General features: G+C 67.6%; 22 protein-coding genes. 12 read left to right on the forward strand and 10 right to left on the reverse strand.

All coding sequences use genetic code 11. The annotated features are described in order from the left end of the window. The first annotated feature begins 25 nt into the window (after positions 1-25). From hemC to lepA, 5 genes are all read left to right on the forward strand, one after another. Positions 26-958 (forward strand): hydroxymethylbilane synthase, encoded by a 933-nt coding sequence (hemC, locus tag V5F74_RS19830; protein WP_394009864.1) that lies wholly within the window; start codon positions 26-28, stop codon positions 956-958. 138 nt (positions 959-1,096) lie between these two features. Further along, positions 1,097-1,795, forward strand: a complete 699-nt coding sequence (locus V5F74_RS19835; protein ID WP_394009775.1) for a uroporphyrinogen-III synthase — start codon at positions 1,097-1,099, stop codon at positions 1,793-1,795. Positions 1,796-1,905: 110 nt separating this feature from the next. Continuing rightward, on the forward strand, positions 1,906-3,501 hold the full coding sequence (locus tag V5F74_RS19840) for a hypothetical protein (RefSeq protein ID WP_394009776.1): 1,596 nt from the start codon (positions 1,906-1,908) through the stop codon (positions 3,499-3,501). Then, entirely contained in the window at positions 3,498-5,315 is a 1,818-nt protein-coding gene (locus tag V5F74_RS19845; RefSeq protein WP_394009777.1) for a heme biosynthesis protein HemY, read from the forward strand. The genes V5F74_RS19840 and V5F74_RS19845 overlap by 4 nt, the downstream gene beginning before the upstream one ends. Before the next feature lie 257 nt (positions 5,316-5,572). After that, a complete protein-coding gene (gene lepA, locus V5F74_RS19850) occupies positions 5,573-7,378 on the forward strand; it encodes a translation elongation factor 4 (protein WP_024281111.1) in 1,806 nt (601 codons plus the stop codon). Positions 7,379-7,387: 9 nt separating this feature from the next. On the opposite strand, the gene V5F74_RS19855 is transcribed toward lepA, so the two are convergent. Together V5F74_RS19855 and V5F74_RS19860 are read right to left on the reverse strand one after the other, a co-directional pair. Further along, positions 7,388-8,647, reverse strand: coding sequence for a PepSY-associated TM helix domain-containing protein (locus tag V5F74_RS19855; protein WP_394009778.1), 1,260 nt, complete (start codon positions 8,645-8,647; stop codon positions 7,388-7,390). 5 nt (positions 8,648-8,652) lie between these two features. Continuing rightward, positions 8,653-10,680 carry a TonB-dependent siderophore receptor gene (locus tag V5F74_RS19860; protein WP_394009779.1) on the reverse strand — a complete coding sequence of 676 codons (2,028 nt, stop codon included), beginning with the start codon at positions 10,678-10,680 and terminating at the stop codon, positions 8,653-8,655. A 463-nt stretch (positions 10,681-11,143) separates the two neighbouring features. Here V5F74_RS19860 and glsA point away from each other — a divergent pair, with 463 nt between their 5' ends. After that, positions 11,144-12,142 carry a glutaminase A gene (glsA, locus tag V5F74_RS19865; RefSeq protein WP_394009780.1) on the forward strand — a complete coding sequence of 333 codons (999 nt, stop codon included), beginning with the start codon at positions 11,144-11,146 and terminating at the stop codon, positions 12,140-12,142. Positions 12,143-12,197: 55 nt separating this feature from the next. On the opposite strand, the gene V5F74_RS19870 is transcribed toward glsA, so the two are convergent. Next, positions 12,198-12,752 (reverse strand): hypothetical protein, encoded by a 555-nt coding sequence (locus V5F74_RS19870; RefSeq protein WP_245279315.1) that lies wholly within the window; start codon positions 12,750-12,752, stop codon positions 12,198-12,200. Between the two features lie 303 nt (positions 12,753-13,055). On the opposite strand from V5F74_RS19870, the gene groES reads away from it, so the two are divergent. From groES to V5F74_RS19885, 3 genes are all read left to right on the forward strand, one after another. Next, a complete protein-coding gene (gene groES, locus V5F74_RS19875; protein WP_029556583.1) occupies positions 13,056-13,346 on the forward strand; it encodes a co-chaperone GroES in 291 nt (96 codons plus the stop codon). A 53-nt stretch (positions 13,347-13,399) separates the two neighbouring features. Further along, the gene (gene groL / locus V5F74_RS19880; protein WP_029556584.1) at positions 13,400-15,046 is read left to right on the forward strand and encodes a chaperonin GroEL; all 1,647 of its coding nucleotides are present in this window, start codon (positions 13,400-13,402) and stop codon (positions 15,044-15,046) included. 196 nt (positions 15,047-15,242) lie between these two features. Next, a complete protein-coding gene (locus V5F74_RS19885) occupies positions 15,243-15,668 on the forward strand; it encodes a hypothetical protein (RefSeq protein ID WP_394009781.1) in 426 nt (141 codons plus the stop codon). A gap of 811 nt (positions 15,669-16,479) precedes the next feature. Here the strand turns inward: V5F74_RS19885 and V5F74_RS19890 are convergent. Together V5F74_RS19890 and V5F74_RS19895 are read right to left on the reverse strand one after the other, a co-directional pair. Then, complete coding sequence (locus V5F74_RS19890; protein ID WP_394009782.1) at positions 16,480-17,982, reverse strand: protein adenylyltransferase SelO; 1,503 nt, start codon at positions 17,980-17,982, stop codon at positions 16,480-16,482. A gap of 201 nt (positions 17,983-18,183) precedes the next feature. Next, complete coding sequence (locus V5F74_RS19895) at positions 18,184-19,059, reverse strand: LysR substrate-binding domain-containing protein (RefSeq protein ID WP_029556586.1); 876 nt, start codon at positions 19,057-19,059, stop codon at positions 18,184-18,186. A gap of 107 nt (positions 19,060-19,166) precedes the next feature. On the opposite strand from V5F74_RS19895, the gene V5F74_RS19900 reads away from it, so the two are divergent. Then, on the forward strand, positions 19,167-19,574 hold the full coding sequence (locus tag V5F74_RS19900; protein WP_394009783.1) for a tautomerase family protein: 408 nt from the start codon (positions 19,167-19,169) through the stop codon (positions 19,572-19,574). Between the two features lie 87 nt (positions 19,575-19,661). Here the strand turns inward: V5F74_RS19900 and V5F74_RS19905 are convergent, their stop codons facing one another. Beyond that, a complete protein-coding gene (locus tag V5F74_RS19905) occupies positions 19,662-20,321 on the reverse strand; it encodes a DsbA family protein (RefSeq protein WP_029556588.1) in 660 nt (219 codons plus the stop codon). Between the two features lie 280 nt (positions 20,322-20,601). Beyond that, entirely contained in the window at positions 20,602-21,096 is a 495-nt protein-coding gene (locus tag V5F74_RS19910; RefSeq protein WP_394009784.1) for a DUF721 domain-containing protein, read from the reverse strand. Between the two features lie 87 nt (positions 21,097-21,183). Between V5F74_RS19910 and mutY the strand changes: the two genes are divergently transcribed. Together mutY and V5F74_RS19920 are read left to right on the forward strand one after the other, a co-directional pair. Beyond that, entirely contained in the window at positions 21,184-22,278 is a 1,095-nt protein-coding gene (gene mutY, locus V5F74_RS19915; RefSeq protein WP_394009785.1) for an A/G-specific adenine glycosylase, read from the forward strand. A gap of 114 nt (positions 22,279-22,392) precedes the next feature. Further along, positions 22,393-23,151 (forward strand): outer membrane protein, encoded by a 759-nt coding sequence (locus tag V5F74_RS19920; RefSeq protein ID WP_394009786.1) that lies wholly within the window; start codon positions 22,393-22,395, stop codon positions 23,149-23,151. Between the two features lies 1 nt (position 23,152). Here V5F74_RS19920 and V5F74_RS19925 read toward each other — a convergent pair whose 3' ends face one another. From V5F74_RS19925 to V5F74_RS19935, 3 genes are all read right to left on the reverse strand, one after another. Next, positions 23,153-24,376: a site-specific DNA-methyltransferase gene (locus V5F74_RS19925; RefSeq protein ID WP_394009787.1), complete on the reverse strand. Its 1,224-nt coding sequence runs from the start codon at positions 24,374-24,376 to the stop codon at positions 23,153-23,155. A gap of 85 nt (positions 24,377-24,461) precedes the next feature. Then, positions 24,462-25,151 carry an SGNH/GDSL hydrolase family protein gene (locus V5F74_RS19930; RefSeq protein WP_156026285.1) on the reverse strand — a complete coding sequence of 230 codons (690 nt, stop codon included), beginning with the start codon at positions 25,149-25,151 and terminating at the stop codon, positions 24,462-24,464. Further along, positions 25,148-26,272 carry an OpgC family protein gene (locus V5F74_RS19935; RefSeq protein WP_394009788.1) on the reverse strand — a complete coding sequence of 375 codons (1,125 nt, stop codon included), beginning with the start codon at positions 26,270-26,272 and terminating at the stop codon, positions 25,148-25,150. The genes V5F74_RS19930 and V5F74_RS19935 overlap by 4 nt, the downstream gene beginning before the upstream one ends. Between the last annotated feature and the right edge of the window lie 155 nt (positions 26,273-26,427).

Genomic DNA, 26,427 nt, shown 5'->3' on the forward strand with positions numbered 1-26,427 from the left:
GAACGAGAATACGAAATTGGAAGAAATGTCCGGCGGAAAATCCCCTGTTCTGCGCATCGGCACCCGTGGCAGCCCGCTTGCCCTGTGGCAGGCCCATGCGGTGCAGGCGGCCCTGGCTGAGGCGCTGAACGTCGCGCCGGCCGAGGTCGCCGTCGAGGTCATCCGCACCACAGGCGACCAGATCCAGGACCGGGCGTTGTCCGAGGCCGGCGGCAAGGGCCTCTTCACCAAGGAGCTGGAGGAAGCGCTGCTGGACGGCCGCGTGGACCTCGCCGTGCATTCCGCCAAGGACGTCGCGACCTACCTCCCCGAGGGCCTGCACCTCGCCGGCTACCTGCCGCGCGCCGATGTGCGCGATGCGCTGATCCTGAAATCCGGCGCCGGCCTCGCCGATTTACCGGCCGGCGCGCGGGTGGGCACCGCCTCGCTCCGGCGGGAGGCGCAATTGCGGCGCCTGCGGCCGGACCTCAAGGTCGAATTGCTGCGCGGCAACGTCCACACCCGCCTCGCGCGGGTGCGGGACGGGGATTTCGACGGCACCCTCCTCGCCCTCGCCGGCCTGACCCGGCTCGGCCTCGCCGACGTGGCGAGCGCGGTGCTGGCGACATCGGAATTCCTGCCGGCGGTGGGGCAGGGGGCCGTGGCCATCGAATGCCGCGTCAATGACCCCGCCACCAATGCCGCCATCGCCACCATCGCCTGCCGCGACACCGGCATCGCGCTGGCCGCCGAGCGCGCGTTCCTGACCGCCCTCGACGGCTCCTGCCGCACCCCCATCGCCGGCCTTGCCCGGGTGGAGGGCGACCAGGTGCGCCTCTCCGGCCTCGTCATGACGCCCGATGGCGCGGATGCGGCGGAAGCCTCCGGTGCGGCACCCATTGCTGACGCCGCCGCGCTCGGCACCGCGCTGGGCACCGAGCTGCGCGCCAGCGCCCCGGCCAAAGCGCTGGGATTGTGAGTTTCCGGTGCGGCCCTTTCGGTCGCGCCGGAGTTCGGGTTTCGGGCGCGGCTTCCGCCGCGTCCGGTATTTTTCGGCGCGGCAGGTGTCGCGTCGGCCGTTGTTCTGCCCCGTTCTTCCGCTCGATTGATTCTTCAGATGCATGTTCTCGTCACAAGGCCGCTGCCCGCGGCGAACCAGACCGCCAAGCGTCTTAAGGCGCTGGGGCATGACGTGACCGTCGATCCCATGCTGCGGATCGCCCCCACCACGACACCATTGCCGGACCGCCCGTTCGATGCGGTGGCCTTTACCTCCATCAACGGGGTGACGGCCTTCGCCACCCATCCGGACGGCAAGCGCTTCCTGCATCTGCCGGCCTTCGCGGTGGGGCCGCGCACGGCCAAGGAGGCCCGCGCCATCGGCTTTGCCAGCGTCACCGACTGCGACGGCGATGCCTCGGCGCTGGCCGGGCGCATCGCGGCGGTGCTCCCGTCCGGCGCGCGGGTGCTGAATCCGGCGGGGGAGGACCGCGCCGCCGATCTCGCCGGCCTGCTCGCCGCCCCCGGCATCTCGCTGGACCTCGCCATCGTCTATGCCGCCGAACCGGCCGATGCGTTGAGCGAAGAGGCCCGCGCGGCGCTGGCGAGCGGAACCGTTAAGGCCGCGCTGCACTTCTCCCAGCGAACGGTGAAGACGCTGCTCAGGTGCGTCGAAGGCGCGGGGCTTAACGACGCGTTGACCGGTGTGAGGGAACTGTGCCTTTCCGAGCAGGTGGCCGAGCCGTTCGTTCGCAAGGGTCTGGCGGTGGAGGTCGCCGCCGCGCCCAATGAGGACGCGCTGTTCGCGCTGCTGTGACGCGGCTGTGAGGGACGGGGGCGGGCGCCGCGGTTGCGGCCCGGCCCCGGCCGGTCTATCCCGGTCCCGAAGACGGGTCCGAACCCAATAGGGAGGCACGAGCGACGCCGATGGCCACCAATACGCCGGCGAGCGACGATCCGAAGGCGGAGAACTTCTCCTCCCGACCGCCCCGCACCCCGCCCACGCTCGATCTGAAGGCGCAGGAAATCGCGTCCGAGCCCAAGCCGGCCGCTCCGGCGGCCCAGAAGCCCTCGGCCGGCGCCGCGCCGGCCGAGGCGGCCAAAGCCACCGGCGCGGGCACCGGCCCGAGCACTGGCGATCCCGCAGGCGACGCGACCGCCAAAGACGCGCCCGGCAAAAGCGCTGCGTCCAGCGCTGCGGCCGGAAAGAGCGCCGAGCAGGTCGCGGAGACTGAGGTGCGCAAGGAGGCCGAAGCCCCCGCCAAAACCCCGACCCCGCCGCAGCCGGCTCCGGAAGCCCCCCGCAAGGGTGGTGGCGGCACCGTGTTCGCGGCGCTGATTGCCGGCCTCATCGGCGGTGGCGCGGCGGCCGGCGGGCTCTGGTATGCCTTGCCGATCCTCTATCCCCCGGCCCCTGTGGCCTCGCCGAAGGTGGACCTCTCGCCGCTCCAGTCGCGCATCGCGGCGCTGGAGGCCCGGCCGGCCGTCGATCCCCGGGCCATCGCAGCCCTCTCCGAGCGGCTCGATCGCGACGAGGCCGCGCTGAAGGCGGTGCAGGAGGCCCTCGCCGGGCTGAAGGCCGCCCCGGCCTCTGTTGCGCCGGCCGCCTCTGCGGCGCCCGCCATTCCGCCCGCGCTTGTGAAAAGCGTGGACGATCTCAAGACCGCTGCCGAGCAGGGCCGCGAGGCGCTGGCCGCCCTGCGCCGCGACGTGGATGCGCTGAAGGGCAGCGACAGCGCCCTGCGCACGGCGGTCGCCGCCGCCACCACCGGCACCCGCGAGGCCGGCGCGAAGGTGGAGGCTCTGACCCCGCAGGTGCAGGCGCTCATCGGTGCCACCCAGTCGCTCGCTCCGCAGGTGCAGGCACTCGCCACCCAGACCCAGGCCCTCGGGCCGCAGGTGCAGGGGCTGGAGAAACAGGCCGAGGCCATCGGGCCGCGCTTCGATGCGCTGAAGAAGCAGATCGAGGAGGCGAGCGCCGCCGCCACCCAGTTCAACCGCACGGCCTCCAGCCTCGTGGTGGTCGCCGCCTTCCGCGATGCGGTGGTCTCCGGCCGCCCCTTCGCCGCCGAACTCGCCGCCGCCCGCGCCACGCTCGGCGCGAATGCCGGCCAGCTCGACGCCTTCTCCGCTTCCGCCGAGAAGGGCTTTGCGCCGTCCGCCGCGCTGGCCGCCCGCCTCGCGCAGGAAGGCGCCGCCGCCCTCGGCGCCGCCGCGCCCGCCCCGGCGAATGCCAGCGCCTCGCTGATGGACCGGCTGATGTCCTCGGCCGAAAACCTCGTGAAGGTGCGCCCCGCCACCGGCCCCGGCTCGGTGGATTCGGAAGGGCTCCTCGGCACCGCCGTCACCCAGGTGCGCGCCGGCCAGCTCGACGAGGCCCTGAAGACCTTGAAACAGCTGCCCGACAGCGTGCAGCAGCGCCTCGCCGTCCTCCGCGACATCGAGGCGCGGGCCGCCGCGGTCAAGGCCGCCGGATCTCTCTTCCAGCAGCAGCTGGCTGCCATTTCGGGGAAGGTGCCGTGATCCGCCTCGTCCTGCTCCTGATCCTCCTCGCCGCCGCCGCCTTCGGCGTCTCCTGGCTCGCCGACCGGCCGGGCGAGATCGCCGTGGTGTGGGAGGGCTGGCGGGTGGAAACCACCGTGCCGGTGGCCCTCGCGGTCATCGCTGTGGTCTCCGGCGTGCTGCTGCTGCTGTGGCGGCTGCTCTCGCTGCTCGTCCGCTCGCCCAAGCTGATCGCCGCCTTCTCCCGCCGTCGCAAGCGCGAGAAGGGCTGGCAGGCGGTGTCGCGCGGCCTGCTCGCGGTGGGCATCGGCGACAACGCCGCCGTCCGGCAGGCGCGCCACGACGCCGCGCGGCTCCTGCCGCACGAGCCTTTGACCCATCTCCTCACGGCCCAGGCCGCCCAGCTCGACGGCAAGCCGGAAGTGGCCATCGCCGCCTTCCGCGCCATGGTGGACGATCCTTCCACCCGCCTGCTCGGCCTGCGCGGCCTGCACATGGAAGCCCGCAAGGCCGGCGACAAGGCCGCCGCCTATGCCATCGCCGAGGAGGCCGCATCCGCCGCCCCGACGCTCGGCTGGGCTGCCGATGCGGTGATCGAGGCGCGCTGCGCCGCCGGGGACTATGCCGGCGCCCGCACGGTTCTCGAACGCCAGATGGCGCAGAAGGGCATCGACAAGGCCCAGTACAAGCGCCGCCGCGCCGTGCTGCTCGCCGCCGAGGCCATCGCGCTGGAACAGACCGACCCGCTGGTCGCCCGCGAGAAGGCGGTGGAGGCGGTGCGCCTCGCCCCCACGCTCGTGCCCGCCGCCGCCTGCGCCGGCCGCCTGCTGGGCGCCGCCGGGGAATTGCGCAAGGCGGCGAAGATCGTCGAGACGGCGTTCGCCGCCAACCCGCACCCGGAACTCGCCGACGTGGAGGCGTATCTGCGCCCCGGCGATGCGGCCCTCGACCGGCTCAAGCGCATCCGCACCCTCGCCAACAAGGCGCCCTCCCAGCGGGAAAGCGCCATCGCGCTCGCCCGTGCGGCCATCGATGCGCAGGAATTCCGCCAGGCCCGCCTCGTGCTGGAGCCGCTGCTGGACGATCCCAGCCAGCGCGTCTGCCTGCTCATGGCGGAGCTGGAAGCGGCCGAGCATGCCGATATCGGCAAGGCCCGCGAGTGGACCGCCCGCGCCGTGCGCGCCAATCGCGATCCCGCCTGGATCGCCGATGGCGTGGTCTCCGACCGCTGGGCGCCGGTGTCGCCGGTGTCCGGCCGGCTCGACGCCTTCGTGTGGGAGGTACCGCCCGGAGTCTCCGCGACCCCGATCCTGGAGCACGAGGCCGAGCGGGTGAAGGCGGCCATCGCCGCCGTGCGCGCCAGCGAGGACGCCAAGATCGCCGAGCAGAAGAAGATCGCGGAGCAGAAGCTCGCCGAGGAGAAGCTGGCCGAGCTGAAGGCCGTGGAGACGAAGGCGGCGGAGACTGCTGCGGCGGAGGCTGCCACCTCCGGAGCGGCAGTGGTGGTGGCCGAGGCGCCCGTGCCGCCCGAGCCCGTCGCCGCTGGTGCGACCGCCGCATCGAAAATCACCGACTCCAAGATGCCCGATCCCAAGGCCGGCAAGGCCGCGGAGCCGGTGCCGGTCATCCTCGCCCCGCCCGCCGGCAATGGCGTGGACAGTGCCCGCGCTCGGGCGAGGCAGAACGGCAAGCCCGAGACCGGCAGGCCCGAGAACGCCAAGAAGGCCGACGCCATCGTCGCCCTGCCGCCTTTGCCGGATGATCCCGGCCCCGAGGCGGACGCGACGGAGGAACCCGACCCGACCTCCAAGTCCCGCCGCCTGATGGGGCTCTGAGCGCAGGTTTTTCTTGAAGCCTGACGACCCGCCGGCGCGGCCTTTTCCCTTCTCCCCTCGCGGGAGAAGGTGGCGCGCGGCGCAGCCGCGTGACGGATGAGGGGGCTGGCTCCGGTCCTCCAAACGGCCGGGCCGTCGGCGCACGCCCCTCTCCCCTCGCGGGAGAAGGGCGCGCAAGCCGGCCGTTGGGTGTCCCGGCGCGACCCTAATCGCGCCTTCGCCTTGTGGCCGCCCCGCGCCGATGCTATGCGGCGCGGATGACCGCCAGCGCCCAGAAGCACATCCGCAACTTCTCCATCGTCGCCCATATCGACCACGGGAAGTCGACCCTCGCCGACCGCCTGATCCAGATCACCGGCGGGCTCTCCGAGCGCGAGATGACGGAGCAGGTGCTCGACAGCATGGATATCGAGCGCGAGCGCGGCATCACCATCAAGGCGCAGACGGTCCGCCTCTCCTACAAGGCCAAGGACGGCGAGACCTACGTCCTCAACCTCATCGACACCCCCGGCCATGTGGATTTCGCCTATGAGGTGAACCGCTCGCTCGCCGCCGTGGAGGGCTCGCTTCTGGTGGTGGACGCCTCCCAGGGCGTGGAGGCGCAGACGCTCGCCAACGTCTACCAGGCCATCGACAACAACCACGACATCGTGCCGGTCCTCAACAAGGTGGACCTGCCCGCCGCCGAGCCGGAGAAGGTGAAGGCGCAGATCGAGGACGTGATCGGCCTCGACGCGTCGGACGCCATCGGCATCTCCGCCAAGACCGGCCTCAATGTCGATCAGGTGCTGGAAGCCATCGTCACCCGCCTGCCGCCCCCCATGGGCGACCGCGATGCGCCGCTGAAGGCGCTGCTGGTGGACTCTTGGTACGACACCTATCTCGGCGTCGTGGTGCTGGTGCGCATCATCGACGGCGTGCTCAAGAAGGGCCAGCGCATCAAGATGATGGCCGCCGACGCCACCTACGACGTGGACCGGGTGGGCGTGTTCACCCCCAAGATGGTGGTGCTGAACGAGCTGGGACCGGGCGAGATCGGCTTCCTCAACGGCTCCATCAAGGAAGTGGCGGACACCCGCGTCGGCGACACCATCACCGAGGAAAAGCGCCCCTGCGCGGAGATGCTGCCGGGCTTCAAGCCGGCGCAGCCGGTGGTGTTCTGCGGCCTCTTCCCGGTGGATGCGGCCCAGTTCGAGGATCTGCGCGCCGCCATGGGCAAGCTGCGCCTCAACGACGCCAGCTTCTCCTTCGAGATGGAGACCTCGGCCGCGCTCGGCTTCGGCTTCCGCTGCGGCTTCCTCGGGCTCTTGCACCTGGAGATCATCCAGGAGCGGCTGGAGCGCGAGTTCAACCTCGATCTCATCGCCACCGCCCCCTCGGTCATCTACCAGATCGAGATGACGGACGGCACGACCATCGACCTGCACAACCCGGCCGACATGCCGGACGTGGTGAAGATCGAGGAAATCCACGAGCCGTGGATCCGCGCCACCATCCTCACCCCGGACGATTATCTCGGCAGCGTGCTCAAGCTGTGCCAGGACCGGCGCGGCAACCAGATCGAGCTGACCTATGTGGGCGCGCGCGCCATGGTCACCTATGACCTGCCGCTCAACGAGGTGGTGTTCGATTTCTACGACCGGCTGAAGTCCATCTCCAAGGGCTACGCCTCGTTCGACTACCAGATCACCGAATACCGTCCCGGCGACCTCGTGAAGATGTCCATCCTCGTCAATGCCGAGCCGGTGGACGCCCTCTCCATGCTGGTCCACCGCACGCGGGCCGAGGCGCGCGGCCGGGTGATGTGCGAGAAGCTGAAGGATCTGATCCCCCAGCACCTCTTCAACATCCCCATCCAGGCCGCCATCGGTGCCAAGATCATCGCCCGCGAGACCATCAAAGCCCTGCGCAAGGACGTGACCGCCAAGTGCTACGGCGGCGACATCACCAGAAAGCGCAAACTTCTGGACAAGCAGAAGGAAGGCAAGAAGAAGATGCGCCAGTTCGGCAAGGTGGAGATTCCGCAGGAAGCCTTCATCGCCGCGCTGAAGATGGACGAGTGAGCAGAGGGCTCACTCCGCCGGCATCACCCTGGTCCGGGCGGCGGCGGCCTTCGCCTTCCCCTTCCGGCCCACCCGCCCCTTGCGCTTCATCCACCACACCGCGACGCCGGTGATGGCGAGGCCGGCGATCACCACGCCCATGACGGCGATGATGATGCGTCCGGTGAGGCCGAAGACGCGGCCGGAATGGATGGGGAACTGGAGCTGGAGGAACACATCCCCGGCCGAGCCCACGCCCGGCAGGTTGGCGCTCCTGAAGGCCCCCGTCGCGCCGTCGAAATAGAGCCAGCGCGTGTCCAGCGGGTCGTCGTGGTCGCCGAAGGCGACGCCGAACACGCCGTAATGGGGCGAGTAGAAGATCTCGCTCGCCGGGTCCTGCCAGCCCCGGGCGCGCGCCTCCTTGAGCCCCGCCTCCAGCACCGTATCGAACGGCAGGGTGCGCTCGCGCAGGGGCGCCAGCGGGGCGCCGGAGAAGGGCGTGGGCGTGAGCTTCGAGAACAGCCCCACCACCGGCTCCACCACCTCCTGCCGCAGGTTCATCGCCACCGAGGACAGCGCGAGGGCGATCAGCACCGCGAACAGCCAGAGCCCGGCCGCGCGGTGCCAGTCGAGGTTCAGGCGGAAGGCGCTGCCGCCCTTGATGGTGAAGGCGGGGCGCCATTTGGCGAGGAACGGCCGCCCGCGCGGCAGGGTCAGCGCGAAGCCGACGAAGCCGTCCACCAGCCACAGCAGCGCCACCACCCCCATGAACAGCACGCCATAGACGCCCGGCAGGCTGAGGTTGTGGTGGAACTCGTAGAGGAAGGGCATCACCTTCAGCGCGGAGAAGCAGCAGGCGCCCCACAGGCGCGCGGCCAGCACCTCGCCGCTCACCGGGTCCACCTGGAAGCTGTCGGCGGGAATGTCCATGGCCTCGCCGGTGGCGGGATCGATGGGGCCCATGGCGGCGACATCAGCCGGATGACCGGCCGGCGCCAGCGCCATGTACCAGACCCGCCCTTCGGGATGGCGGGCTTCCACCGCCCGCGCCAGCGCGTCGGGGGAGAGCGGCGTGCCCACCGCCGTGGCGCGGTAGGCCGAGGGGTTCAGCCACTCGTCCAGCTCGTGGTGGAAGGCGAGCACGCTGCCCGTCAGCCCGGCCACCACCAGGAACAGCGCGGTGGAGAGGCCGAGGATGCGGTGCGCCCACACCAGAGCCGGCCGCAGGCTGAAGGGCTTGGCCGGTGCGGGTTTGACCGGCACGGGCTTGGCCGGCGCCGGCTTCGTCACGGCGCTCACCAGCGATAGCGCACGGAGGCGATCACCGAGCGTCCCTGCTGCCAGTACCAATAGCCCTCGTTCAGCAGCGCGTTCTGCTGGCCGAAGATGTTCTTGCCGTTCAGCTGGAACTTCCAGTTGTCCTTTTCGTAATAGAGCGCGGCGTCCACGGGATATTGCGCGCCGTTCTTGTAGAGATTGTTGGTATCCGACCAGAACGGGCCGATGTAGCGGATGCCGGCACCCACGCCGAAGCCCTTCCAGTCACCGTCCTGCACCGTGTACTTGGCCCAGAGCGAGGCGATGTGCGCCGGCATGTTGGGCGGCGTGTTGCCGATGGTGGGACGGTCGAGGCTGTTGATGATCTCGCCCTGGGTAAAGGTGTAGGCGGCGGTGAGGTCCAGCCCCTGCGCCAGCTCCACCAGCGCCTCCGCCTCGAAGCCGCGCACGCGGACATTGCCCACCGGGAGATAGAAGAAGCTCACCGGGTCCGGCACCGCATAGTTGTTCTGGGTGATCTGGTAGGCGGAGAGGGTGAAGAAGCTGCGCCCGCCCGTGGGCTGGTACTTCACGCCCGCCTCGTACTGCTCGCCGCTGGAGGGCTCCAGCAGCTGGCCGCTCTGGTCCACGTTGATGGAGGGCAGGAAGGAAGTGGCGTAGCTCACATAAGGCGAGACGCCGTTCTCGAACGCATAGAGCAGGCCCGCCTGCCAGGTGAAGGCCTGGTCGTCGCGGTTGGCGGTGTCGATGCCGAAGCTGCTCTGGGTGGTGGAGGCGAAATCCTGCCGTCCGCCGATGAGGAAGCGCCAGCCGTTGCCGAACGCCATCTGGTCCTGGAGATAGAGCCCCACCTGGTTGAGACCCGCGCCGTCGCGCGAGGTGATGGCCGGCATCACGAGGAGGTTGGGCACGTCGGGGTTGAAGATGTTCACGTCCCCCGCCGGCCCGTTGCCCATGCCGTAGGAGCTGTCCAGCCAGAGATAGTCCACGCCGCCCAGCACCTTGTGCTCGACGGGGCCGGTGGTGAACTTGGCCTGCAGCTGGTTGTCGGCCTGGAAGCTGTTGACGGTCTCCACGTAATTGGTCGCCGTCATGGAGATGAGCGGCCCGTTGACCACGCCATTGGCGTCCATCCACATGCTGTGGTTGTCGATATGGCCGTAGCGGACGTTCTGCTTGGCGCTCCACACGTCGTTGAAGGCGTGCTCCAGCTGGTAGCCGATCTGCTCCTGCGTCTGCTGGATGGCGTTGTAGGTGGTCCCCATGGGGATCTTGGTGAGCTGGGTCGGGGTCTGCCAGTACTGGGTGTTCGAGGGCGTGCGGCTGTCCAGCACGCTGCCGAGGATGGTGAGGCGCGTGGTGTCGTTCTGGAACGTCACCGAGGGGGCGAGGAACAAGGCGTTGTTGGTGCTGTAGCTCACCGTGCCGTCGGCGGCGCGGGCGACGCCGGTGAGGCGGTAGAGCACGCTGCCGTCCGTCGTGGCGCGGCCGCCCACGTCGAACGCGGCCTGCGACCAGGCGGGATCGCCGAGCTGGCCTTCCACTTCCGCGAAGGGCGTGTCCACCGGCATCTTGGAGATGCGGTTGATGAGGCCGCCCGGCACCGTCTGGCCATAGAGCACGCTGGCGGGGCCCTTGATCACGTCGATGCGTTCGAGGCCGTAGGTCTCGGTGCGCCAGGAGGCGAAATTGGCGCTGGGCTGGGCGAGGCTGTCGCGGAAATTGCCGCGCGCCGATACCGAGAAGCCGCGGATGTAGATGTCGTCGAAGCGTGGATCATAGCCATAGGAGCCGGTGAGCACGCCGGCGGTGTAGGAGACGGCGTCCACCACGTTCTGGACGCCCCGGTCGTCCATCTCCTGCCGCGTGACCACGGAGACGGAGCGTGGCGTGTCGATGAGCGGGGTGTCGGTCTTGGTGCCGGCGCCGGAGCGGGTCGCCACATAGCCGTCCACCGGCCCCCAGGCGGTCTCGGCCACGCCCTCCACCGTTACCGTGGGCAGGGCGACGGACGGCGCCGCCTCCTGCGCCAGCGCCGTGCCCAAGGCGAAGGGCGCGACCAGGGCCGAAGAGACCAGGGCCGAAGAGACCAGCAGGGATTTGGCTGTAACCGCAAGTGTCGAGAATGGCCCCGCCGCGTGACTATGCCGGCTTGCGCCACCGGATTGGCCGTTATTCCGACGGCGGGGCCGGGGCGGAGAGGCTGTATAAACGGACATTTCGGTCTCGGGGCAATTGGGACTACTTTATGCTCTTTTATTAATCAGATACCGCTGGGGCAATAAGCAGGGTGGTATCGCGGGTAATATTGGATTGTCTACAAACGATAACGCTTCTGATCTGTGTGTTGGTTTGAAGTAGACTAATTCCAGTCCGATCCTTTTCCTCCTTATGGTGCAAAGCACTGGGCGCGTCGGATCGGTCCGCCGTGGCACAGCTTGTGCTTCGCTCGCCGCGACGGCCCCGCGGACCCGTGGTCCAGGTGCGCGGCCGGCAAGGGGGATAAAGATGGATACGAGCCCGCACGCGGCTCCCGCCGCGCCGGTCGGCCACGGGCTTCAGACGGTGGTGCGCCACACCTATGAGCGCACCCGCGCCGACACCTCCGGCGCGCTCGCCGACTACATTCCCGAACTGGCGCGGGTGGACCCGGACCGCTTCGGCATCGCCGCCGTGTCGGTGGAGGGGGAGGTGGTCGCGGTGGGGGATGCCGACGTGGCGTTCACCATCCAGTCGATTTCGAAGGCATTTGCCTTCTGTCTCGCCCTCGAGGTGGCGGGCCGCGACAAGGTGCTTTCCCGCGTCGGGGTAGAACCCTCGGGTGACGCCTTCAACGCCATCGTCTTCGATGCCAAGACCAACCGGCCCTTCAACCCCATGGTGAATGCCGGGGCCATCACCGTGTCCGGCATGCTGGTGGAGCATCTCGGCGCCGAGGCGCTGGAGTTCGTGCTGGACCGCTTTTCAGCGGCGGCGGGGCGGCGGCTCGCGGTGGACGAGGCGGTGTTCCGCTCGGAGGCGGAGACGGCCCACCGCAACCGCGGCATCGCGCACCTCCTCACCAGCACCGGCGCGCTCACCGCCGGGGTGGACGCGACGCTGGACCTCTATTTCCGCCAGTGCTCCATATTGGTGACGGCCAGCGACCTCGCCCGCATGGGGGCGACTTTGGCCAATATCGGCGAGAACCCGCTCACCGGCACGACGGCCTTCGCGGTGGACGCGGTGCGCGCCACGCTGGCCGTGATGTTCACCTGCGGGATGTACAATTTCGCCGGGAACTGGGCGTTCGACGTGGGCGTGCCGGCCAAGAGCGGGGTGGGCGGCGGCATCCTCGGGGTGGTCAACCGCCAGCTCGGCATCGCCACCTATTCACCGCGGCTCGACGGGCGGGGCAATTCCGTGCGCGGCATCGCCGCCTTCCGGGAACTGGCCGAGGAACTGGGCCTGCACGTGTTCGACCCCACCAACCGGGGGTCCGCCATGCTCAGCGCCCTCGGACGCTGAGCCATGCTTGGGTTTTTTGCCGCCTTCGGCGGTGAGGGGCGCGCGGCCCCTCAGGTCACGAGCAGCGCACGTAGACCATGGTGCCGTAGCGCTTGGCCACTTCCGGATCGACGAACTTCAGCACCAGGATGTTGCCGTCGAAGCGCACCACCTGACGGTCGCGCTCGCCGCCGGCCGGGTCATCCGGCGGGCCGATGTAGACCGGGCCGTTGCCCACCTGCTTCGACACCAGCTCGGTGAGCTTGTTGTCGTCGGCGAGGTACATCATCACGCCGCCATTGGTGCCGGCGGTAATAACATAGGGCTGGTTGCCGCAGGAGGCCTTGGCCTGGGCCTCGGTGCGGGTGGCGTCGTCCGGCCGGTGATAGGCGGCGAGGCCCCAGCGGCCGACGAGGCGGTCGGGCGGGATCGGGCTGGTAAAGACCGGGCGCGCGGCCGGCGGGGGCGCGGAAGGGGTGGTCTCGCAGCCGGCGAGGCCGAGGGCCAGCACGGCAAGGGCAGCGCCGGCCAGCGCGGCGCGCGGCCGCCCGAAGGCCGTCCATCCGAACGCGGACCGCCCGAACGCAGATCGCTCGAAAGCAGACTTGGATCCCGCAACCATCTTCGTCATGTGCTTTCCGAGGCCTCCCGCCGCCTGGAACAAGAATGCGACCACCCAGGCAGTCGCCTGACCATAAAGGCTTGCGCCGTCGACGTCGATGCCGTCCGCATCGCCCCCGCCCGCCGTCAAGCCTCAGCTCCTGAACAGCTTATCCCACGGCTCGTTACCGCTTTGCTAGCCCACCGATTGCTGCAGCGCGCCTTGACGTTCGCCGGGCGCGCCCTTATCTCCGCGACGAGCTTGGCACTCTTCATTCGGGAGTGCCAGAACGGCGGGCCAAGGCTCGCGCTCCCCCCGAAGAGGTAACGACCCATGTCCTTCCGTCCTCTGCACGACCGCGTGGTCGTCAAGCGCATCGAAGCCGAGCAGAAGACCGCCGGCGGCATCATCATCCCCGACACCGCCAAGGAAAAGCCCCAGGAGGGCGAGGTGATCGCGGTGGGCGCCGGTGCCCGTGACGAGAGCGGCAAGCTCGTCCCGCTCGACGTGAAGGCCGGCGACCGCGTGCTGTTCGGCAAGTGGTCCGGCACCGAGGTCAAGATCGACGGCCAGGACCTGCTCATCATGAAGGAAAGCGACATCCTCGGCGTCATCGCCAAGTGATGCGTCCGCGCTTCTGAGCCGGTCCACCGAAACAGAATCACAAGGAGGCCGTTATGGCTGCCAAAGAAGTAAAGTTCTCCTCGGACGCGCGCGAGAAGCTGCTGCGCGGCGTCGACATCCTCGCCAATGCGGTGAAGGTGACCCTCGGCCCCAAGGGCCGCAACGTGGTCATCGAGAAGAGCTTCGGCGCCCCCCGCATCACCAAGGACGGTGTGTCGGTGGCCAAGGAGATCGAGCTCGAGGACAAGTTCGAGAACCTCGGCGCCCAGCTCGTGCGTGAGGTCGCCTCCAAGACCAACGATCTCGCCGGCGACGGCACCACCACCGCCACCGTTCTGGCCCAGGCCATCGTGAAGGAAGGCGCCAAGTCGGTCGCCGCCGGCATGAACCCGATGGACCTGAAGCGCGGCATCGACCTCGCCGTCGCCGCGGCCATCGCCGACATCCGCGCCCGCGCCAAGAAGGTCTCCTCCTCCGCCGAAGTCGCGCAGGTTGGCACCATCTCCGCCAACGGCGATGCCTCCATCGGCGAGATGATCGCCGGCGCCATGCAGCGCGTGGGCAACGAAGGCGTCATCACCGTCGAGGAAGCCAAGACCGCCGAGACCGAGCTCGAAGTGGTCGAAGGCATGCAGTTCGACCGCGGCTATCTCTCTCCCTATTTCATCACGAATGCGGAGAAGATGATCGCCGACCTGGAAGAGCCCTTCCTGCTCATCTTCGACAAGAAGCTCTCCGGCCTCCAGCCGATCCTGCCGGTCCTTGAGGCCGTGGTGCAGACCGGTCGTCCCCTCGTCATCATCGCTGAGGACGTGGAAGGCGAGGCGCTCGCCACCCTCGTGGTCAACAAGCTGCGCGGCGGCCTGAAGGTCGCGGCCGTGAAGGCTCCCGGCTTCGGTGATCGCCGCAAGGCGATGCTCGAGGATATCGCCATCCTCACCGGCGGCACCGTGATCTCCGAGGATCTCGGCATCAAGCTCGAGAACGTCACCATCGCCCAGCTCGGCCGCGCGAAGAAGGTCATCCTCGAGAAGGAAAAGACCACCATCGTGGACGGCGTCGGCGAGAAGGCCGACATCGAGGCCCGCGTGAACCAGATCAAGGCGCAGATCGAGGAGACCTCCTCGGACTACGACCGCGAGAAGCTCCAGGAGCGTCTGGCCAAGCTCGCGGGCGGCGTCGCGGTGATCCGCGTCGGCGGCTCGACCGAGGTCGAGGTGAAGGAGAAGAAGGACCGCGTTGACGACGCGCTCAACGCCACCCGCGCTGCGGTGGAAGAGGGCATCGTCCCCGGCGGCGGCGTCGCCCTGCTCCGCGCCAAGGCGGCGGTGGAGAAGGTCACCTCCGACAACGCCGACATCAAGGCCGGCATCAAGATCGTCCTGCGCGCCCTTGAGGCCCCCATCCGCCAGATCGCCGAGAATTCCGGCGTGGAAGGCTCCATCGTGGTGGGCAAGGTGCAGGAGTCCAACGATCCGTCCTTCGGCTTCAACGCCCAGACGGAAGAGTATGTGGACATGATCGCCGCCGGCATCGTCGATCCGGCCAAGGTCGTGCGCACCGCCCTCCAGGACGCCGCCTCCATCGCGGCCCTGATCGTCACCACCGAGGCGCTGGTCGCCGAGCTGCCCAAGCGCGACAGCGGCATGCCCTCCATGCCCGGCGGCGGCATGGGTGGCATGGGCGGCATGGACTTCTGAGAGCTATCTAGCTCGAAAGATTTCCTCTGAGGTATCGAAGAGCCCGGCCGAGAGGCCGGGCTTTTTAATTCGGGAAATAGCGATCAAAAGCTTCTCGTTGGATAAACTCTTTAAGCGCCATCGCTTCCAGTGATCGACGGTTTGACAAAACCCCTTAGCCTGTGCACGATTTTGTCGATTGTTGGAGCTCTCTTGGGTGGAAGTCATGCAAAGGCACTGTTCTCCCGATCATCCCGATTGTTGGGTTGAATGCCCAGGGAATGGCGCAGCGCTTTATATTGATCCTCCAGGATTTTGCCTTAAAGATTGCGGAGACGAAAGCCTAGCAAAATTACTTTTCGTCGCCTCTTCTATCGGTGATAATCCAGCAACAGTAGGGAGAAGAATATATCTAAAAGGTGAAATCAGCTGGACTGGAATTATTCAGACTCCGGTATATTTTGATAGCTATTATCCTCGACGGAGATTTTTTCAGGAATTTGGATCATCTGACCGGATTCAGTCTCTTATTAAGAATTTTGATTCTCAATATACATTTTATTTCAGTTTTTCAGGCGCTATACGCGAGGCTTGGCGAGGTATTGCTGATTCAATCAGGCCGAATGCAGCAGGCCTGTTATGAAGAGAAAATCATTTTTTGCAGGAAAGATTGGGTGGAAATCAATTAATTCAATTAGGTCTTCATATATATCAAAATCATTAACAATATTTTCGATATCTATTATGCTTATTGGGAACAATAATTCTATTATTTACATTTTCTACCCTGGATGGAAGCTGAATTCTTTGTTTTTTGGTGCAATATTGTTCTTTTCTGGATATTGTTTGCCGTACATTTTATCAACGCCAGAATTCAGGCTGCCACGAACAAAACAGGAAATGGTTTTTGATTGGTGTTTTATAACGGATTTCGATTTTCTTGTATCAAGGAGAGGGCTTTTATCCAATCTAATTGTCAGATTTGAGTCTGATCCGCCGATCGATATGCCGGGTGATAGAATAATATGGGCAAAAATTCAATTAGAAATTATAGATAAATATATAAAAAGTATAAATAATATTTATTCTTATCATAAAAATATTATAGACATAAAACTTCATTCAATGCAGATATACGATGCCGATCTGGAGTTGAGATCATATGATCAATTTAAATTACGAGTAATAGTATTTATTCTAATGGTGTCCGGAATCGTATTAATGAGTTTGAGCATAATAATAAATTTCATGTCCATAATTTTTAGATTTACTTGCGAAATATGGAAATTTATTTCTATTTAATTGATTTATGGTCTCTTGGTGTGGGCTGTTGGTCGCGGAAATGATTGGAAATCTAGGCTGTATAATATTGGGCCTGTAAGCGAGTTTGCCTGTGCAAGGTTGTCGTCCCGCTGCTTGCCGATAGGCAAAGAATCAGCGGAGAGAGACCCCCCTCACGTCCCGCAGAACGTCCGATACCCCTCCATGGACGGCGGCAGCCCGGCATAGGCGGCGAACTCCGGCTGATCCGCATAGGGCCGCGCCAGCACCGCGTTCAGCTGCTCGAAGGGGCCAAGGTCGCCGCGCTCGATGGCGGCGGCGATGACCTCTTCCACCAGATGGTTGCGGGGGATGAAGAGCGGGTTCACCGCATCCATCCCCGCGCGGATCTCGGTACCGGACCGCCCCGTCTCGGCGAGGCGGGCGCGCCAGCGTTCGGCCCAGGTGTCGAAGGCTTCCCGGTCGAGGAACAGGTCGCGCACCGGCCCGCCCGCGTCCGCGTCCTCCGCCAGCGCGCCGAGGCGGCGGAAGGTGAGGGTGAAGTCGGCCTTGGAGCCGATCATCACGTTGAGGAGGTCATGGGCGAGGGCGACATCCTCTTCGCTCGCTTCCGGCAGGCCGATCTTGGCGGCAAGCCCGGCGTGGTAGGCGGCATAGAAGCGCTTCGGGAAGGTGCCCAGCGCCGCATTGGCGGCGGCGATGGCGGCCTCCCGGTCGTCCCCCATGATCGGGATGAGGCACTCGGCGAAGCGGGCGAGGTTCCAGTGGGCGATGTCCGGCTGGTTGCCATAGGCATAGCGCCCCATCTCGTCGATGGAGGAAAAGACCGTGTTGGGGTCGTAGGCGTCCATGAAGGCGCAGGGGCCGTAATCGATGGTCTCGCCCGACACCGACATGTTGTCCGTGTTCATCACCCCGTGGATGAAGCCGACGCACAGCCAGCGCGCCACCAGCGCCGCCTGCCGGCCGATCACGCCGTCGAGCAAGGCGAGATAAGGGTTCTCCGCCTCCACGAGGTCGGGATAGTGGCGGGCGATGGTGTAGTCGGCGAGCTGCTTCACCGCATCGAACGCCTTGCGGGAGGCGAAGAACTGGAAGGTGCCGATGCGGATGTGGCTCGCCGCCACCCGCGCCAGCACGCCGCCGGGCAGGGCGCGATCGCGCACCACGCGCTCGCCGGTGGTCACCGCCGCCAGCGCCCGCGTGGTGGGAATGCCCAGCGCCGCCATGGCCTCGCTGACGATATATTCCCGCAGCACCGGCCCGAGCGCGGCTCGCCCGTCGCCGCGTCGGGAGAAGGGGGTGGGGCCGGAGCCCTTGAGCTGGATGTCGCGGCGTAGCCCGTCCCGGCCAACCACCTCGCCGAGCAGGATGGCGCGACCATCGCCGAGCTGCGGCGAGAAATGGCCGAACTGGTGCCCGGCATAAGCGAGCGCGATGGGCTCCGCCCCCTCCGGCACCGCAAGGCCGGCGAAAACCGCGACGCCTTCGGGGGTCGCAAGGTCGGCGGGGTCGAGGCCCAGCAGCTCGGCGAGGGCGGTATTGACCTTCACAAGGGCCGGCGCCTCCACCGGCGTCGGCAGGACGGGCGCATAAAAGCCGGCGAGGTCGCGGGCATAGGAATTGTCGAACGGGAAGGCGGGGGACGCCTTCAGGGGCGGCTGTGGGGTGGTCATCGCGGCAATCTCCGCCGGGCTCGAAAAGGGGCAGTCCCGGACCGAACGATCAGAAAAGGGTGCCGGGTTCGTCCCGGCCTGTCCAGTTGGGGCGAGTTATGCGTTGCCTCCGCTCAATCTCCGCGCGGGGTTTTCGCTTTGTCTTCGCTCAAGCGCCGCGCGGGCTTGGGGGCGTTGCCCTCGCTCAGGCGCCGCGCGGGCTTAGGCCACCGCGTACAACGGATGCTCGCGCCGCAATTCTTCCTGCAGCACCTCCTCCACCTTCTGGAGCGCCGGGGGGCGGACGCCGGGGCGGGTGTAGAGCAGGAATTCCATGTCCGGCAGCGCCGCGCGGTCGAGATCGGCGACGATGGCGAGGTCGGGCCTGAGCGCCCGGGGCGAGCGCACGGTGACGCCCATGCCCGCCCCCACGGCCGCCATCAGCCCCGGCAGGCTGGGGCTGGTGAAGGCGATGCGGAACGGCCGCCCGGCGGCATTCAGCGCGGCAATGGCGGCCGTGCGGCAGGAGCACGGGTGCTCGAACAGCACGAGGGGCACCGGCGCCTCACGGTCGAGGCGAAGGTGGCGCGCGGCGATCCACACCATGGATTCGCGCAGCAGCAGGGAGGCGGGCAATTCGCTCTCGCTGCGAAAGCCCACGGCGACGTCCAGCTCCTCGGCCCGCAGCATGTCGAGCATGGTGGATGTGGTGCAGACGCGCACCGTGATGGGCGCCTGCGGGAAGCTCGCGGAAAGCCGGTAGAGGATGCGCTGGAGCACCTGCTCGCCCACGTCCTGCACGAAGCCCAGGCGCAGCGGCTGGGCGAAGGCGCCGTGGACGTGCTGGGTGAGGATGCGGTCGTTGAGATCGAGCAGGCGCCGCGCATCCTCCAGGAAGGCGGCGCCGCGCAGGGTGGGTGACACCGCCCGCCCGCGCCGCTCCAGAAGGGAGAAGCCCACGGCCTCGGCGAGCCGGTCCATCTGGAGGCTCACCGCGGATTGGCTGCGTCCGACCTTCCGCGCCGCCGCGGAGATGGAGCCGAGATCGGCCACGGCGGCGAAGCTGCGGATGAGGTCGAGGTCGAGATTGCGGATCATGATATGAGATTAGCAAATCTCTGGAATTTTAGAATTCAATTTTTCTCATGGATTTGGGCGGCCTACAAGAAGCCATCGCTGCACCGATGGAAGCCCTGGAGGACGAAATGCCCATCCTGAACGTGAAGCTGTCCGGCGCCCCGGACGACGCCCTCGCGGCGAATGTCGCCGCCACCCTGTCCGGTCTCACCGCCCGCATCCTGCGCAAGGACCCGAAGGTGACGGCGGTGGCCGTCTCCTTCGTCCCGGCCGAACACTGGTTCGTGGGCGGAGAGGCGCTGTCGGCGAAGGCCCGTTCGTCCTTCTCCCTCGACATCCTGGTGGTGGACGGCACCAATACCAAGGACGAGAAGGCCGCCTATCTGGAAGCCGTCTTCGCCGCCATGTCCGGCCTGCTGCCGGATCTGGATGAGGAGAGCTACATCCTCGTGCGCGAGGTGAAGGCCGATGCCTATGGCTATGGCGGGCGCACGCAGGAAAGCCGCTATGTGGAGAAGAAGCTCCGGGCGGCGTGAAAGCCCGCGCGGCGCCTGAGCGTCAGCAACACGCAAATAAAAAGGGCCGGCGCAGCGCACCGGCCCTTCTAGATCAGGCTGGCGAATTCACTTGCCGGCGAGCAGCGGCGCCAGTTCCTTGTCCCATTCGGCGATGCCGAGGGCGCCGGAGACCTTCTTGCCATTGATGAAGAAGGTGGGGGTCGCGTTCACGCCCAGCTCCTTGTTGGCGTAGAGGGCGCTTTCCTGCACCTTCTCGCCGAGCTGCTGGTCGGTGAGGCACTTCTCGAAATCGGCCTGGCTCATGCCGGCCTGCTTGGCCACGGCGAGGAGGCCGGCGGCCGGATCGGTGCTGTAGGCCCAGGTCTTCTGCGTCTCGAACAGGGTCGAGACCATGGGGAAATATTTGTCCTCGGGCATGCATCGGGCGAGCATGAAGGCAGCCGTGGCCACCGGCTCGAACGGGAATTCGCGGAAGATGAAGCGCACCTTGCCGGTGTCGATGTACTTCTTCTTCAGCTCGGGGAAGGTGCCGGTGTGGAAGGCGGCGCAGTGGCTGCAGGTCATCGAGGCATATTCGATGACCGTGACCGGCGCCGTGGCGCTGCCCAGCGCCTTCTCCGGCAGCGGGCTCGCCTCGGGGGCGATCAGCTTGGCCTGCTCCACGGTCTGGGCCGCGGCGGGATCGAAGGAGAGCGGCAGGCCGAGCCCGGCCGCCAGCGCGGCGAGACCTGCGGTGACCAGGAAACGGCGGCGATCGACAATCATGGACATCTCCGAATGGTCCGGCGGCTGGCGACCGGGCTTCCCCGGGCTTTCCTGGGCTTGCCTGGTCTTGGCCGCATCGCCGGTTCCGTTAGGGCATCAGAACGGGAAACGGGAACAGTCCGGCACCGCACCGCCGAACCTGCAAAAGAGCCTTCGCGCTCTATCATGTCGCCCTTATGGCGGGAAAGGCCCGCGCCGCGCGCCCGAGATAACGGACGGGTGAACGCCGGCCGGTTAGCACCCCCCGCGGCCGCTTGGCGCCCGCTTGGCCCCCCGCCCCCTAGCCGCCGCGCTGCTCGCGCCGCACCAGCGCGCCGAGCTTTGCGAGCGACTCGGCCAGCGCCTCGTCCTCGAAGCTGCCGATCTCGTGTCGCACGGCGGCGATGGCCGCCTTGTCCGGCTTCGGCGGCACGGGCGGCGGCGCGTGGCGCTGGGGCACCGGGCCCTGGCGCAGGGTGAGGCGGCCGACGCAGCGCCAGCCGAAATAGGCGTTGATTCGCTCCACCACGATGCCGGCGGCATATTGCAGCTCGATGGCGTAGGCGCCTTCCACCCGCACCACGAGGGTCGCCGCCGCTCCGTCCTCCCGCGGCCATTGCAGCTTGAGGGGGATGCAGCGGGGCGCGAGATCCGGGCCGACGATCTCGTCCCAATGGGTCACCACCTCCACCACCGAGAAGCCGGCGCGGCCGCACAGGTCGCTGATCCCCGGCGCCACGAAATCGGCGAGGGGGCGCGGGCCTCGATAGCGGCGGGTGAAGTTGGACGTGCTCAAGGCGTCTCCGGCGGACGGATGGGACGATGAAACAATGCGGTGTCGGAGCCTCTTGCCCCGGCACGCGGGCGCGGCCACCTTGGCCGCATGACATCCTCCCCCGCCGCACGCGCGGCCGCAAGCGGTGCCCGAAATTCCAGATCCGGAACCCCGGCCCCTTCGGCGCTCCTCGCCTGGTACGACCGCCACCGCCGCCGCCTGCCTTGGCGGGCCGAGCCGGGCCGGCAGGCGGACCCCTACCACGTCTTCCTCTCCGAGATCATGCTCCAGCAGACCACGGTGAAGGCGGTGGGCCCGTATTTCACCGGCTTCCTCGCCCGCTGGCCCACGGTCTCGCACCTCGCCGCCGCGCCGCTGGAGGAGGTGCTCTCGGCCTGGGCGGGGCTCGGCTACTACGCCCGCGCCCGCAACCTGCATGCCTGCGCGCAGGCGGTGGTGGCGCGCCATGGCGGGCGCTTTCCGGACGACGAGGCGGCCCTGCTGGACCTGCCCGGCATCGGCCCCTACACGGCGGCGGCCATCGCTTCCATCGCCTTCGACCTCAAGGCGAGCCCGGTGGATGGCAATATCGAGCGCGTCGTCTCACGGCTTTATCGGGTGGCCGAGCCGCTGCCCGGTGCCAAGCCGCGAATCAAGGCGCTGGCCGCCGCGCTCACGCCGGCGCAGCGCCCCGGCGATTTCGCGCAGGCGATGATGGACCTCGGCGCCACCATCTGCACGCCGCGCTCGCCCGCCTGCTCGCTCTGCCCGTGGATGGAGCCGTGCGAGGCGCGGGCGGCGGGGGATGCCGCGCTCTATCCGGTGAAGGCGCCCAAGGGCGACAAGCCGAAGCGGGAGGGCGTCGCCTTCCTCGCCGTTCGGGCGGATGGCGCGGTGCTGCTGCGCACCCGGCCGGACAAGGGGCTCTTGGCGAAGATGACGGAGGTGCCCTCCACCCCCTGGGGCCCGAAGCCGGAGGCGCCGGAGAGCCACGCGCCGCTCAAAGCCCGCTGGCGGGCGCTGCCCGGCGCGGTGGAGCACGTCTTCACCCATTTCGCGCTGACGCTGAAGGTGCTGCGCGCCGATCTCCCTGCCACGACGCCTGCGCCGGAGGGGCACCGCTGGGTGCGGCCGGAGGGGTTCGATGCGGAGGCGCTGCCCTCGGTCATGCGCAAGGTGCTCGCGCATCTCGACGATCAATGAGACGCGACAGGCGGAGGGTACTTGCATAGGGCATCATGAGCCCTTTAAAGCTAAGCTCGTGTTTGCGGGCACTGGGGGCAGAAAATGCGGTTCGGACTGGCTATTGCGGCCGTGATGGCAACATGCGCACCGGTGTGCGCGGCAGATCTTGCGGTGAAGGCGCCGGCGCCTGCGGCGGCCGCCGCGCCACTCTCCTGGCAGGGCTTCTATGCGGGCGTGACCGCCGGCGCGGTGATCGATGCCTCCACCGTCACGCCTCAGCTCGGCGGCACCTTCCTGCAGTCCGATCCCGTGAAGCATGCGATCCAGTATGAGACGGCGCTGGGCGGCTCCTCCACCGGCTTCACCGCCGGAGCGACCGTCGGCTACAATTGGCAGTGGAACGCGGTGGTGGCCGGCCTCGAGGCCGATTTCGCCTATGCCGACCGGAGCCAGGCCGGGAGCGAAATCCTCCCCTCGCTGGTCAATCCCGGCCAGTTCATCGTCAAGGACTATGTGCTGACCGGCGACTGGTTCGGCACGGTGCGGGCTCGGCTCGGCTATGCGGTGGGGGCGACGCTGCTCTATGCCACCGGCGGCCTCGCCTTCGGCGATGGGGGCACGAACCTTTTCATCGGCGGCGCCAACGGCGCGCAATATGCCTGGGCGGGTTCGTCCTCTTCCACCCGCTGGGGCTGGACCGTGGGCGGCGGCGCGGAGACGCGCATCGACGCCCATTGGTCGGTGAAGGCGGAATATCTCTATGTGAACCTTGGCAGCAGCACCTTCCCGCTTGCCAACAGCCCGGCCAACCCGGTGCCGGAGTTCGTCATCGCCGCATCGTCGGATTACGCTTTCAACGTCGTCCGCGCGGGGGTGAACTACCGCTTCTGAGCTATTCGGCGGCGATGCCCATCTCGGCCCTGAGGCGCGCCCGCAGGATGTCGATGGGATGGCGGCGGCCCGCTTCTTCCACGTGCCAGAAGGTCCAGCCGTTGCAGGCCTCCGCCCCCTGGGCGAGGGCACCGACGCGGTGGATGGAGCCCACGTTCGGGCTGTCGGCGAGGGAGATGGTGCCATCCGCCCGCACCACGGCGCGGAATCGGCCCTTGGCGTCGGTGAGTTCGGCGCCGGGGGTGACGAGGCCGCGCTCCACCAGGGCGGAGAAAGCCACACGCGGCGCTTCCCGCGCGCTCGGCGGGGCGACCAGCGCCTCTTCCGACAGCGGCTCCACGGCGTCGATGCGGGCGCGCGCCGCATCGGCATAGGTCTCTTCGCGCTCGATGCCGATGAAGGACCGGCGCAGGCGCTTGGCCACCGCGCCCGTCGTGCCGGAACCGAAGAAGGGGTCGAGCACCACGTCGCCGGGCTTGGTCGAGGACAGCAGCACGCGGGCGAGCAGTGCCTCGGGCTTCTGGGTGGGATGGAGCTTGCGACCCTTCTCGTCCTTCAGCCGCTCCTGCCCGGTGCAGAGCGGGAAGAGCCAGTCGGAGCGCACCTGCACATCCTCGTTGCCGGCTTTGAGCGCCTCGTAATTGAAGGTGTATTTCGAATCGGCGCTGCGGGCGGCCCAGATCAGGGTCTCGTGCGCATTGGTGAAGCGCCGGCCCCGGAAGTTGGGCATGGGGTTCGCCTTGCGCCAGATGATGTCGTTGAGGATCCAGAAGCCCAGATCCTGCATCAGCGCGCCGACGCGGAAGATGTTGTGATAGGAGCCGATGACGAAGAGCGTGCCGTTGGGCTTCAGCGCCCGCCGCGCGGCGAGCAGCCAGGCGCGGGTGAAGGCATCATAGGCCGCGAAGCTCTCGAACTGGTCCCAATGGTCGTCCACCGCGTCCACGCGGCTTTCGTCCGGCCGCTTCAGCTCGCCACCGAGCTGGAGGTTGTAGGGCGGATCGGCGAAGACGAGATCCACCGAGCCGGCGGGCAGGGCCGCCATGCGGGCGATGGTGTCGCCGATCAGAATTTCATTGAGGGGGAGAGCACGGTCCGAAACCGCTCCCGAAGAAGCCGCCTTCCTTGGTGCGGCCGGTGGGGCCGCCAAGGGGGCGATTGCGGGATACTCCGGACGACATTGACGCGCCGTCCGCCCGGCCGCCCCCTTGGCCACACTACGCATGACGCAACCCTACGCAACGCTTACTCACGATCGTGAGAATGGCGGCAATGGGTTAAGGGCGGGTGAAGGGAAAACCTTGCGGAACCTATCTCGTCACGGCCTTCACGATGGCCTCTGCCACCAGTTCCGCCATGCAGGCGCGGCCCTCGGCCGGGGAGCGGGCGGAGGACTGGAGATAGGAGGTGGCGCCGTATTGCTGCACCACGTTCATGCGCTCCCGGTCCGACACCGCGTCGATCTGCTTCACGATGCGGCCGTAGAGGTGCTCGTGGTCCACGCCCGGCACGAAGGGCGGGTCGATGAGCACGAGGTCGATGTTGCGCCCGCGCAGCCAGTCGGCGGCCTGCTCCAGCGTGTGGGCGAAGCTCTCGGGATCGGTGGCGGCAAGGGCATCGGCGGTGCCCACCTGCCAGATGATGAGGTCCGGCGCGACCCGTTCCACGGCGGAGCGGATGCGGCCGAAATCATCCCGTGCGAGGCCCTGCGTCGCGCCCTCGTCGATGATGGTGAAGGTGATGTTGGGCAGGCGGTTGCTCAGCTCCGTCTCAAGGCGGCTGCGCTTCTTGTCCGACAGCGCCTGACGGTCGGGCTGGGGGCCGATCATCAGGATGCGCACGGGGGCGGAGCGGTCCACCAGCCGCTCGGTGCGGACGAGATCGCTGTCGAAGGCGAGGAAGATGTCGGGCACCCGGCAGGCGCTGGAGATCGTGGCCCCGGCCGTGAGCGGGCACAGCAGGAGCCAGACGGCGAGAAAAGCGCCGCCCGCGCGCCTCACGGCCCGGGCGCGAGCGCCACGGCCGGTGAAGCCGGGACCGGCGCCGCCTGCCGCGCCGGGGCGCGATCGCGGCGCTGCCATTCGAGTGCCCATGCGAGGGACCACTGGAGCGAGAAACCTGCGGCAACAATTAGCAAATCCACGGCCAGCGCGCCATCGGCGAGGGGGCGCACCACCTGCGCGCCGAGGCTGAGCACGGTGCCGAGGCTGAACACCGGCAGCGCATGCCGGCCCATGAGGATGAGCGGCGCGGCCGACGCGCTCTTCTTCAGCCAGGCTTCCAGCGGCAGGCGCGACACGCAATAGGCCAGCGCCAGCACATGCAGCAGGCGAGGCAGGGCGAGGTTGGTCTTGTCGAAATCCCACAGGAAGGGCGGCACGGGGGAGAGGTCGGGCGTCACCGGATAGCCGAGCGTCGCCCACACCAGCGCCACCAGCAGATAGAGCGGCGCGGCGATGTCCAGCACCCGGTGGGCGGCGGAGCGCAGGCCGCGATCCATCAGCGCGCCGATCACGAGGCCGCAGGTGAAGAGGAGCTGCCACGCCAGCGGATTGAAGAACCAGCCCCCCGCCCCCGGCCACACCGGCAAGGCGAGGTCGGCGAGCTGGGTGACGAGATAGAGCGTGAGCGAGGCCACAAGGGCCAGCCCGAGGCTGCGCCGCGCCAGCAGCAGCAGGATCGGCGCCAGCAGCAGGAGACCCACATAGAGCGGCAGGATGTTGAGATAGCCCGGCTGGTAGGTGAGCAGCCCGATGCCCACGAGGGATTCCAGCGGATATTGCGGGATGATGTCGAGGTGCATCCATTCGAGCATCCGCTCGTCACCCGTGAGCACCACGAAGCCGCCCACCACCACGACAGACATCACCACCAGCACCAGATGGGCGGCATAAAGCGTGAAGGCGCGCATCCACACCCGCGCCGTGGTGCGCACGCGCTCGCCGGCGGAGAAGGGCCTGAGATAGGCGAAGGCGGCGGAGATGCCGGCGAGGAAGACGAACAGTTCCGCCGCGTCCGAGAAGCCGAAGTTGCGATAGGTGAAGCCGCCGAAGACGTGGCCGGGAATATGGTTGATGAAGATCGTCAGCAGGGCGAAGCCCCGCCAGAAATCGATGCTCACCAATCGTTGCCCGGTCTGCGACACGTCTGGCAGCCTCCCGATCCCATCGCCTGCCGGCGCTCTCCCGGTAGGGGGCGCGATATGGCGGCAAATGCTTTCGGGGCCGGAAGGTTCCGCCTTGCCCGTGAGTCATTGCGCCGCACGCCATGCCCGGG

The sequence above is a fragment of the Xanthobacter aminoxidans genome, assembly GCF_043193615.1.
In the GTDB taxonomy this organism is placed as follows: Bacteria; Pseudomonadota; Alphaproteobacteria; order Rhizobiales; family Xanthobacteraceae; genus Xanthobacter; species Xanthobacter aminoxidans.

Excerpts from the sequence above, each read along its gene's own strand:
- groES (WP_029556583.1), top strand. The coding sequence starts at position 13,056 with ATGTCCTTCCGTCCTCTGCACGACCGCGTGGTCGTCAAGCGCATCGAA.
- V5F74_RS19895 (WP_029556586.1), bottom strand. The coding sequence starts at position 19,059 with ATGATCCGCAATCTCGACCTCGACCTCATCCGCAGCTTCGCCGCCGTG.
- V5F74_RS19900 (WP_394009783.1), top strand. The coding sequence starts at position 19,167 with ATGCCCATCCTGAACGTGAAGCTGTCCGGCGCCCCGGACGACGCCCTC.
- lepA (WP_024281111.1), top strand. The coding sequence starts at position 5,573 with ATGACCGCCAGCGCCCAGAAGCACATCCGCAACTTCTCCATCGTCGCC.
- hemC (WP_394009864.1), top strand. The coding sequence starts at position 26 with ATGTCCGGCGGAAAATCCCCTGTTCTGCGCATCGGCACCCGTGGCAGC.
- V5F74_RS19905 (WP_029556588.1), bottom strand. The coding sequence starts at position 20,321 with ATGATTGTCGATCGCCGCCGTTTCCTGGTCACCGCAGGTCTCGCCGCG.
- V5F74_RS19870 (WP_245279315.1), bottom strand. The coding sequence starts at position 12,752 with ATGACGAAGATGGTTGCGGGATCCAAGTCTGCTTTCGAGCGATCTGCG.
- V5F74_RS19890 (WP_394009782.1), bottom strand. The coding sequence starts at position 17,982 with ATGACCACCCCACAGCCGCCCCTGAAGGCGTCCCCCGCCTTCCCGTTC.
- V5F74_RS19920 (WP_394009786.1), top strand. The coding sequence starts at position 22,393 with ATGGCAACATGCGCACCGGTGTGCGCGGCAGATCTTGCGGTGAAGGCG.
- V5F74_RS19835 (WP_394009775.1), top strand. The coding sequence starts at position 1,097 with ATGCATGTTCTCGTCACAAGGCCGCTGCCCGCGGCGAACCAGACCGCC.
- V5F74_RS19925 (WP_394009787.1), bottom strand. The coding sequence starts at position 24,376 with ATGCGTAGTGTGGCCAAGGGGGCGGCCGGGCGGACGGCGCGTCAATGT.
- glsA (WP_394009780.1), top strand. The coding sequence starts at position 11,144 with ATGGATACGAGCCCGCACGCGGCTCCCGCCGCGCCGGTCGGCCACGGG.
- V5F74_RS19840 (WP_394009776.1), top strand. The coding sequence starts at position 1,906 with ATGGCCACCAATACGCCGGCGAGCGACGATCCGAAGGCGGAGAACTTC.
- mutY (WP_394009785.1), top strand. The coding sequence starts at position 21,184 with ATGACATCCTCCCCCGCCGCACGCGCGGCCGCAAGCGGTGCCCGAAAT.
- groL (WP_029556584.1), top strand. The coding sequence starts at position 13,400 with ATGGCTGCCAAAGAAGTAAAGTTCTCCTCGGACGCGCGCGAGAAGCTG.